8 protein-coding genes are annotated in these 8610 nt (G+C 68.8%); 5 read left to right on the top strand and 3 right to left on the bottom strand.

Going from position 1 to position 8610, the window contains the following annotated elements:
• Nucleotides 1-6 precede the first annotated feature (6 nt).
• Together ACFWF3_RS14770 and ACFWF3_RS14765 are read left to right on the top strand one after the other, a co-directional pair.
• Nucleotides 7-1251: an AAA family ATPase gene (locus ACFWF3_RS14770; protein ID WP_379314083.1), complete on the top strand. Its 1245-nt coding sequence runs from the start codon at nt 7-9 to the stop codon at nt 1249-1251.
• Complete coding sequence (locus tag ACFWF3_RS14765) at nt 1248-2471, top strand: VWA-like domain-containing protein (protein ID WP_379314082.1); 1224 nt, start codon at nt 1248-1250, stop codon at nt 2469-2471. The genes ACFWF3_RS14770 and ACFWF3_RS14765 overlap by 4 nt, the downstream gene beginning before the upstream one ends.
• Before the next feature lie 14 nt (nt 2472-2485).
• On the opposite strand, the gene ACFWF3_RS14760 is transcribed toward ACFWF3_RS14765, so the two are convergent.
• Nucleotides 2486-2887, bottom strand: a complete 402-nt coding sequence (locus tag ACFWF3_RS14760; RefSeq protein ID WP_379314081.1) for a hypothetical protein — start codon at nt 2885-2887, stop codon at nt 2486-2488.
• Nucleotides 2888-3067: 180 nt separating this feature from the next.
• On the opposite strand from ACFWF3_RS14760, the gene ACFWF3_RS14755 reads away from it, so the two are divergent.
• From ACFWF3_RS14755 to ACFWF3_RS14745, 3 genes are read left to right on the top strand one after another with little or no spacing between them, the layout of a single operon-like run.
• Complete coding sequence (locus ACFWF3_RS14755; RefSeq protein ID WP_379314080.1) at nt 3068-4000, top strand: PDR/VanB family oxidoreductase; 933 nt, start codon at nt 3068-3070, stop codon at nt 3998-4000.
• Between the two features lie 13 nt (nt 4001-4013).
• A complete protein-coding gene (locus tag ACFWF3_RS14750; RefSeq protein WP_379314079.1) occupies nt 4014-5216 on the top strand; it encodes an FAD-dependent oxidoreductase in 1203 nt (400 codons plus the stop codon).
• Complete coding sequence (locus ACFWF3_RS14745) at nt 5213-6724, top strand: class I adenylate-forming enzyme family protein (RefSeq protein ID WP_379314078.1); 1512 nt, start codon at nt 5213-5215, stop codon at nt 6722-6724. The genes ACFWF3_RS14750 and ACFWF3_RS14745 overlap by 4 nt, the downstream gene beginning before the upstream one ends.
• Here ACFWF3_RS14745 and ACFWF3_RS14740 read toward each other — a convergent pair.
• Both ACFWF3_RS14740 and ACFWF3_RS14735 read right to left on the bottom strand, forming a co-directional pair.
• Nucleotides 6702-7412, bottom strand: a complete 711-nt coding sequence (locus ACFWF3_RS14740; RefSeq protein ID WP_379314077.1) for a 5'/3'-nucleotidase SurE — start codon at nt 7410-7412, stop codon at nt 6702-6704. The genes ACFWF3_RS14745 and ACFWF3_RS14740 overlap by 23 nt on opposite strands.
• Nucleotides 7387-8568, bottom strand: a complete 1182-nt coding sequence (locus tag ACFWF3_RS14735; protein WP_379314076.1) for an ABC transporter ATP-binding protein — start codon at nt 8566-8568, stop codon at nt 7387-7389. Before ACFWF3_RS14735 ends, ACFWF3_RS14740 begins: the two co-directional genes overlap by 26 nt.
• Between the last annotated feature and the right edge of the window lie 42 nt (nt 8569-8610).

Raw genomic sequence — 8610 nt, 5'->3', positions numbered from 1 at the left:
GCACACATGACTGTTCATACCCTCTGCCCGCTTCCGATTCGCGCCACCGACTCCCAGCTCGACGTCGCGGGCGAACTCCTTGCCCTGCTGGGTGCGGTGAAGACGGAGCCGCGCACCAACACGCAACTGGAAGCGCTCACCTTGGCTGTGGCCGCCGACCTGCCGGTGCTGCTGTGGGGTGAGCCGGGCATCGGCAAGACCGCTGCCCTGACCCAGCTCGCGGAGTCTCTGGAACTGCCGCTGACCACGGTGATCGCGAGCGTGCACGAGCCGTCGGACTTCTCCGGCCTGCCGATCATCGGCGACGACCCCGCGACCCAGGGGGTGCCGATGGCGCCGCCGGACTGGGCGGTTCGGCTCGTGCGGGCCGGGCGCGGCCTGCTGTTCCTCGACGAACTGTCCACCGCACCACCCGCCGTGCAGGCCGCGCTGCTGCGCGTCGTTCTCGAAAGGCGGGTCGGCGCACTGGAACTGCCGCCGGGTGTGCGCATCGTCGCGGCCGCCAACCCACGCTCGTCGGCCGCCGACGGCTGGGAGCTGACCCCGCCGCTGGCGAACCGATTCGTGCACCTGCAGTGGACTCACGAGCACGACGTGGTCGTCCGCGGCCTCGGCGGAACCTGGCCACACGCGACCTTGCCTCGGCTCGCGGCCGAAAGCCTGCCGGAGGCGGTCGCATTCGCCCGTCGCGCGGTATGCACCTTGCTCGCGGCTCGGCCCAAGCTCGTGCACCAGATGCCCACCACCGAAACCCGGCGGGGCGGTGCCTGGGCGTCACCGCGGAGTTGGGAGATGACCGTGCGGCTGATCGCCTTCGCCACCGCGGCCGACGCGAGTCGTGATGTGCTGTCCCAGTTGATCCGCGGCACAGTCGGTGACGGGCCCGGTTTCGAACTGCTCACCAGCATCGATCGGATGGATCTGCCCGACCCGGAAGCACTGCTGGCCGATCCGGTCGCCGCTGAACTGCCGACCCGGGGCGACTTGCGCCAGGCCGTTCTCGACGGTGTGGTGGCCGCGGTTCGCAAACGACCGGAGCGGGCTCGGTGGGACGCGGCTTGGTCGCTGCTGGTGAAAGCCGTGGAAACCGGAGCACCCGACCTGGTGGTTGTTCCCGCGACAACGCTGGCCACGCTGCGTCGCGAGAACTGGGAGGTGCCCGCGGCGATCGAACAGCTGGCCGGGGTGGTGGCGGTGTCGCAGAGTGCCGATCGCGCCGCGGCCCGCGTTGCCGTGCAGGCGGGCCGATGACAGCGGACGCCACCGGACTGGATTTCGGCAAGCTGTATGCCGCACGGCTGCAGGCGGTTTCGGCCCGCCCTTATCTGGCGACCGCTCTGTACGCGCTGCACATCGTCGAGTCGCCGAGGTCACCGACGATGGGCGTGGACAAACACTGGCGGTGCTACGTCTCGCCACGATTCGTCGACTACACACCGGTGGAAGAACTGGCTTCGATCCTGGTGCACGAGGTGTCGCACCTGCTGCGAGACCATCACGCGCGCAGCGACCGCTACGCCCACGCCCACGACCTGACCGGTCCGGGGGAGCGGCTGCGCATGAACATCGCCGCGGACGCCGAGATCAACGACGACGCGTTCGGTGACGGGCTGGTCTGGCCCGAGGGCGCCGTGCTGCCCAGCACATTGGGGCTGGACCCGGGGCAACTCATGGAGGACTATCTGGGTCAGTTCCGCCTCGGGCGGCTGACCGAAGACATGGCGTGGCTCGACTGCGGCAGCGGCGCGGACGGATCGGACCGCGAATGGGAGCTGGGACCCGACGGCGCGGACGGTCTCAGCGAACAGCAGCGCGACGGCGTCCGATTCCTGGTGGCACGGGGCATCGTCGGGCGTCCGGGAGACGCGCCCCAAGGGTGGCGGCGCTGGGCGAAGGAGGCGTTGCATCCTTCCCAGCCGTGGCGGGACCTGCTCGGCGCGGCACTGCGCGCGGCCGCCTCGGCTCCCGGCGTCGGCGAGGACTACACCTACCGGCGCCCCGCCCGCCGCTCCACCGCACTCCCCGGCATCGTGTTGCCCAGCCTGCGTCGCACCCCACCCAAGGTCAGCGTGGTCATCGACACCTCGGGTTCGGTCAGCGACGACGAACTGGGCAGCGCCCTGCTCGAAGTCGCCGCCATCATCCGCGCCGTCGGCGGCCGCCGCGACCTGGTCACCGTGTTCTCCTGCGACGCGGCGGCCAGAATCGCCCACCCGCTGTGCCAGGCCGAGGGCATGACGCTGATCGGCGGTGGCGGCACCGACCTGCGCACCGGTTTCACCCAGGCCCTGCGCACCCGCCCGGACGTACTCGTCGCCCTGACCGACGGCCAAACCCCCTGGCCCTCCCACCAACCGGCCTGCCGAACCGTCGTCGGCCTCTTCCGCCGAGAACGCGCGTGGCGCCACGACGACCCGGACTATGTCCCGGACAGCCCACCCGCATGGGCGCGAGTGGTCGACATCGGCTGACGGGAGTCACCCAGCTAGTGGGCGCGCCGCGCCCGTACCAGCGGCGACACGAACATGAACGAGCCGGACAGGAAGAGCCCGGCGAGTGGGATCAGCGGGAGGTAGGAGATCCACACGATCGGCTCCGGTTGTGCCAGCGCGATCACCGTGGCGACAACGGTGACGACGAATACCACCGCGGACCAGCGATGCACCTGACGGACGCGACCGGCACTGTCGCCGAACGCCGACAGCGGGTGCGGGCCGCGCAAGAGCCGTACGAACATCGACGCACCGGACAGGAAGAGCCCGGCGAGCGGCAGGTAGACCACCCATTCGGGCCCGCTGAGCGACAATCCGAGCACCGTGATGAGCACGGCCGCGAGGAAGGCGACGGCGAGCACGCGATGAGTTCGCCGAACCCAGGTGATGTTCATCGCAAAACCCTTTCGTCGATCCATGGAAAACAATGCTGACACGGCGCCGACCTGGAAACTTCTCGATTCCTGATCGTTTCTCCCGCTGACCGCCGATAGCCGATCGACCCCATTTCAATCCGGCAATTCGTTGAAAGTATCAATCCCCGCGGGCCGCCGAACCCCTGCGAGACTCGTCGTGTGATCAGCGCGATTGTGCGAATTCGGTCCATCACCTACGAATCAGAGGGCGTGCTGTCCTTTGTGCTCACCGACCCCGGCGGCGCGCCACTGCCGCCGTGGGCACCGGGTGCGCACGTGGACGTCGTCCTGCCCGACGGCGTCGTTCGCCAGTACTCGCTGTGTGGCGATCCCGCGAATCGGGACAGTTATCGCATCGCGGTGCTGCTCGAGGAGCAGGGCCGCGGCGGGTCGGCGTGGATGCACGAGAACGTGCGGCCGGGCACGCTGCTGGAGATCCGGGAGCCACGCAACAATTTCCCGCTCACGCAGGCGGCGAGCTACCTCCTGATCGCCGGCGGTATCGGGATCACCCCGCTGTTGCCGATGATCCGCGAACTGCAGCAGCGCGGCGCCGACTGGCAACTGCACTACGGCGGCCGCACCGGCGCGCGGATGGCGTTCGCCGGCGAGCTGTCCGCCTATGGTGCGCGGGTTCGTCGCTACGCGCAGGACGACGTCGGGCTGATGCCACTGGCCGAGATTCTCGAGCCGGTGACCTCGGGCACGCTCGTGTACTGCTGTGGCCCCGAGCCGCTGCTGGCCGCGGTCGAGCAGCACTGTGTCGCGGATGCCTTGCGGGTCGAGCGTTTTCATCCGAAGGAGATCGCGGCCACCGGACCTGAGCGGACGAGCACCGTCGTGCTCAACCGTTCCGGCCGGACCATCGAGGTGCCGGCCGGGTCGTCGGTCCTGGACGCACTCGAACGGGCGGGCGCCGACGTGCTGTGGTCGTGCCGTGAGGGAACGTGCGCGACCTGCGAGACCACCGTGCTCGAAGGCGAAGTCGAGCACCGCGATTCGGTGCTCACCCCGGCTGAACAAGAGTCGGGCAAAACCATGATGATCTGCGTTTCCCGAGCGCGCACGGACCGTCTCGTGCTCGATGCCTGAAAGGTCGAAAACTGTGCACGATGTCATTGTTGTCGGCGCGCGCTGCGCCGGCGCCACAGTCGCGATGCTGCTCGCGCGGCGTGGCTACCGGGTGCTCTGCGTCGACCAGGCGCTGTTTCCCAAAGACGCCGTGTCGACCCACATGCTGCGGCAGAGTGGTCTGGCGCGGCTGCGGGACTGGGGCCTGCTCGATCGGCTGAAAGCCACCGGCTGCACGCCGATCCACTCGATCACCATGTCCTACGCCGACGCCCACTTCTCCGGCTTCTCCGACCCGATCGACGGTATCGCCGAGACCTACGCGCCGCGACGCATCGTGCTCGACAAGCTGTTGCAGGATGCCGCCCGCGAGGCCGGGGTCGATCTGCGCGAAGGCGTCACCGTGACAGATCTGGTGCGCGACGGTGAGTTCGTCACCGGCATCGTCGGCCGCGACCGCGACGGCGAACCGGTGACCGAACACGCTCGCCTCGTCATCGGCGCCGACGGATACGCGTCTACCGTCGCCCAGCTCACCAGGGCCCAGAAATACGACGTGATCCCGGGGGAGACCTTCACCGCCTACTCGTACTGGTCCGGCCTGACCATGCAGAGCCAGTTGCGGATCGGCGACAAGCAGGCGGTCGGTGGCTGGCCGACCCACGACGGCAAGACGCTGATCTGGTGTGTGCAATACGTCGACCGGTTCGCGCCGTTCCGCGCCGATGTCGAGCGCAACTTCTCGTTGGCGTTCAAGGAAACCGCGCCCGACCTCGCCGAACTGCTCGACACCGGCGAACGCGACGAACGGTTCTACATCGCCCGCTATCCGGAGAACTTCTACCGCGAATCGCACGGCCCCGGCTGGGCGCTGGTCGGCGACGCCGGATATCACAAGGACCCGTTCACCGGCCTCGGGATCAGCGACGCGTTCACCTACGCCGACCTGCTCGCCGAGCGGGCGCACGAGGGGCTGTCGGCGGCGCGGCCACTCGACGAAGCGCTCGCCGACTATCAGGCGCAGCGGGATCGGTCGAGCAAGCCGATGTACCGGTTCACCTGTGAGTCCTCGCGACTGGTACTGCCGGACAAGCACGTCGAGGTGATGCGCGCGTTGCCGAGCAGCGCGAAGCACACGCAGCAGTGGTTCCGGATGATGGCGGGCGGGCTCAGCGGCCGGGACTTCTTCGCCGAGGACAACCTCGCCGCGCTGCTGAACCCGCAGGGTGCGCGATGACCGTGCAACCGTTCGGCACCGCCGGGATCTTTCGCGACGAGCACGGTATCGCGCACTACGCCGACCTGCCCGATTCCCTGGTGGACATGCTGCGCCACACCGTGCAGACGTGGCCCGAGCAGGAAGCCGTCGTCGAGATCGGTGGCGAGCGACTCTCGTACCGGCAACTGTGGGACCGGGCCGCCGCGGTCTCCGGTGGGTTGCGGGACAAGGGAATTCAACCGGGCGACCGTGTTGCCATCCTGTTGAACGCCGGAACGGAGTGGGTGGTCGGCTTTCTCGGAATCGTGCTCGCGGGTGCGGTTGCCGTGCCGGTCAACACCCGGTTCGCCGACCCCGAAATCGACTATGTCCTCACCGATTCCGACGCCGCGTTCAGCCTGCGGCCGAATGAGGCACTGCCCCAGGGCGATCCCTACGTCCACGAGGGTGCGGGTCCCGCGGATCTGGCCGCGATCTTCTACACCAGCGGGACGACCGGACGACCCAAGGGAGCGATGACCACGCATCGCAACCTGCTGTCCACCGTGGAGAACGTGCGCCGGCTCGCCCACATCGCGGCCGACGAAGGCCCGACCCTGCGCAACCTGGTCTCGGTGCCGCTGTTCCACGTCACCGCCTGCAACAGTCAGCTGATTCCCCAGCTGGCCATCGGCGGCAGCACGATCATCCTGCCGCAGTTCAAGATTCAGGATTTCCTCCGCGCGATTGTCGATGAGCGGGTCACCTCGCTCACCAACACTCCCGCCATCTACTACCTTGCGTTTCGGCAGCCGAACTTCGCCGACTTCGATCTGGGCGCGGTGAACCGGGTTGCCTACGGCGGCGCGCCGGTCGCGCCCGCGCTGGTCGCCGAGATCGCCCGGCACTTCCCGAACGCGCGGCTGGCCAACGGGTTCGGTCTGACCGAGACCTCGTCCATCGCGACCTACCTGCCCCACGAGTGGGCCACCGAACACGCGGAATCGGTGGGGTTCGCCGCGCCGATCATCGACCTGGCCATCGACGCGCCCGATCCCGGCAGCGGAGTCGGCGAACTGCTCATCCGCGGCGCCACTGTCGTCGCCGGATACTGGAACAACCCCGCCGCCACCGCCGCGACCTTCGTCGACGGCTGGCTGCGCACCGGTGACCTCGCCCGCATCGACGAGCAAGGGCTGGTGTCGATCGCCGATCGGGCCAAGGACATGATCAACCGTGGCGGCGAGAACGTGTACTGCGTCGAGGTGGAGAACGCCCTGGCCGGTGCCCCGGGCATCGGCGAATCCGCGGTGGTCGGGGTGCCCGACGACATGATGGGCGAGAAGGTCGGCGCGGTGGTGGTGCCGGTCGAGGGCGTCGAGTTCGACGAAGCCGCCGTGCTCGACCACCTGCGCGAGCGGCTCGCCGATTTCAAAGTGCCCCAGTACTTCTCGGTGCGCACGGCGCCGTTGCCGCGCAACCCCGGCGGGAAGGTCGTCAAGACCGCGTTGCGGTCCGAACCGTTCAAGCCCGCCGGACGAGGGTGATGCTGGTCCGCCGCTGCTCGGCGAAGGCGTGGATGTCGTCTTCGGGCGCCAGATCCTCGGCGCGGTAACCGATCGTGCTGAGGATGGCGCCCTGGGCGATGTCGAAGACATCGGTGTAATACAGCGCGCGGCTGACCGTGGTGTAGGCCGGATCCGCGCCCCGGTCGGTGCCGGACAGGTTGACGTTCGCGGTGAACCAGCCCGTCCGCGCTGTGAGCAGCGTGGTGAGTACCCCGGCTGTCGCGTCGGGGACCCAGCTCCAATCCCAATCGTGGGGCGTGTTCCACGGACCACCGAACTCGCGCGAGAGCGCGATGCCGGGCACACCGCGCGCTCCCGCCTCCTGGACGGCACCATAGGTGCCGCTGACATTGAGTGTGGCGCCGATGTTCTCGCCCGCGTTCACACCGCTCAGGCACAGATCCACCGGCGCGAGGACCCCGGAGGTCAGCGCGAACACCACGCAGGCCGCCGGGGTCGACCCCACCTGAATCGTGGGAATTCCGGCGGTCGGCGCGGCCCACTCCCACTCCACCGCGACGCCACTGCGCCGGGACTGGCTCGCGCCCGACATCGGACCGCTCGGTGCTACCACCGTCGCGTCGATGCCGAGCGCCCGCACGGCTTCCGCTAACGCCAGGAGCCCCGGCGCGCGGTATCCGTCATCGTTGGTGATCAGCAGGTGCATCGAAAGCCGTTACCCGGGAGCCGGTGTCGGGGTCGAACAGGTGCAGCCGGTGCGCCGGGACGAACACCTGGATTCGCGCGCCGACGGCCGGAGCCGGATCGTTGGCGGGCAGCGTCACGGCCCAGCGACCCGATTCGCCGGTGCACTGCGCGATCTTGGAGTCGCCGGTGAACTCGACCAGCTCCACCACACCGTGCACGAGCAAGCCCGGGCCGTCGTGGTCACGGAGGGTGCCGTCACCGGGCCGCCAGCCCAGTGTCAGTTCGGCGGGAACACCGGGGACAGCCCGGGGGAGCAGTACTTCCAGTCCGCGCCCGGTCATCTCGTCCCCGGCGTCGTTCATCGTCACCGTCGCCAGGTTCATCGGCGGGCTACCCAGGAACGTCGCGACGAACAGATCGACCGGTCGCCGGTACACCTGCGCCGGACTACCGACCTGCAACACCCGCGAGTTGTTCATCACCACCAGGTGGGTGGCCATCGACAAGGCCTCGAGCTGGTCATGGGTGACGAGCACGACGGTATTGCCGAGCTCGCGATGCAGTCGTACCAGCTCGACCCGGGCCTGCTGGCGCAGCTGCGCGTCGAGTGCGGACAGCGGCTCGTCGAGCAGCAGCACCTTCGGCTGCCGAACGATCGCCCTGGCCAGCCCGACGCGCTGACGCTGACCGCCCGAGAGCTGAGCGGGCTTGCGGTGGCGCAGTTCGCTCAGGCCGAGGCTGTCGCACGCGCCGGCCACCCGTCGTTCGATCTCGGTGCGGTCCAGCCCGGACTTGCGGTTGTGCTTGCCCTCGAGTCGCAGGCCGAAGGAGATATTGCGCTCGACGGTCATGTGCGGGTACAGCGCGAAATCCTGGAACACCATCGAGACTCCGCGTCGTCCCGGCGCCACCTCGGTGACGTCGGCGCCGTCGATGAGCACCCGGCCCGCGGTGGGGGTGATCAGGCCGGACACCACGCCGAGCGCGGTCGATTTGCCGCAGCCGGACGGGCCGACCAGCACGGTCAGCGATTGTCCGGGCACGTGCAGCAGGTCGACGTCGAGAGCCGGGCGGTCCTCGTCGTATTGCTTGGTGATGCCGTCGAGCACCACGCCGGCCGAGAGATCGAGCTCGGTGGTCAGCACCGGGGGCTCGCTCACACTGAGACTGGTCATGTCGATTACCGAACCCCTGAATGAAGGAAGGCGTCCTGTCTC

The organism is Nocardia sp. NPDC060220, from assembly GCF_042727815.1.
Taxonomy (GTDB): domain Bacteria; phylum Actinomycetota; class Actinomycetes; order Mycobacteriales; family Mycobacteriaceae; genus Nocardia.
Note: the sequence above shows the minus strand (reverse complement) of the source record. Positions and strands in the feature narration are given on the sequence as shown.